Annotated in this window: 1 protein-coding gene; it reads left to right on the forward strand. The window is 43.8% G+C overall.

Translation table 11 applies throughout. The annotated features are described in order from the left end of the window. A partial coding sequence (locus R7R24_RS26005) for an aromatic amino acid transport family protein (protein ID WP_318120011.1) occupies positions 1-599 on the forward strand: 599 nt, incomplete at its 5' end. Positions 600-810 lie beyond the last annotated feature (211 nt).

Consider the following 810-nt stretch of genomic DNA (forward strand, 5'->3'; position numbering starts at 1 on the left):
CAGCGCTCTCTAGCTTTGCCAATGTTCAGCGCCGACACTACGGCGATGATGCCGATGCAAAAGCCGAACTGATTTTACGTCGCACGAGCATCATGCTTATCGCATTCGTACTATTGTTTGTTTTCTCGTGCGTATTAGCACTTTCGCCAGAGCAACTTGCACAGGCAAAAGCGCAAAACGTATCCGTACTCTCTTACCTTGCAAACGCAACGGATAACCCATTCATCGCAACAATTGGTCCTTTGGTGGCGTTTGTCGCGATCACTTCTTCTTTCCTTGGTCATTTCTTAGGCGCACGTGAAAGCTTGAACGGCTTAATCACAAAGCACTCAAATTTGTCTGAAACACGTGTTGATCGTATTAGCGTAGTGGTTCTTTTCTTGTCAATTTGGGCTGCAGCAATCATGAACCCAAGTATTTTAGGCATGATGGAAGCGTTATCTGGGCCAGTTATCGCAATGATCTTGTTCATTATGCCGATGTTGGCGGTACATAAGATTGAGTCGATGAAGCAGTATCGTGGAAAGCTCTCTACCTATTTTGTTCTGATCACAGGTATTGTTGCGGTAAGTGCTTTGGTTTTTAGCTTACTCAGCTAAGAAGGGGTTAGTTTGAGTGATTTTCAGGGGAATACCGTTTACAACTGAAGGTAATTCCCTGAATTTTGCTTTTGTTTTCTAAAACGTAATCTAGCTTACGTCACTCCACTAAATAAGAGCGAAAACACCCGCCAACATTACTACTGAGGCGATACAAGTGCGAGCAATGATGCCGAAGTGCGACGGTTGAATCATTTCGTTATGCATAAAT

The sequence above is a fragment of the Vibrio sp. 704 genome, from assembly GCF_033339295.1.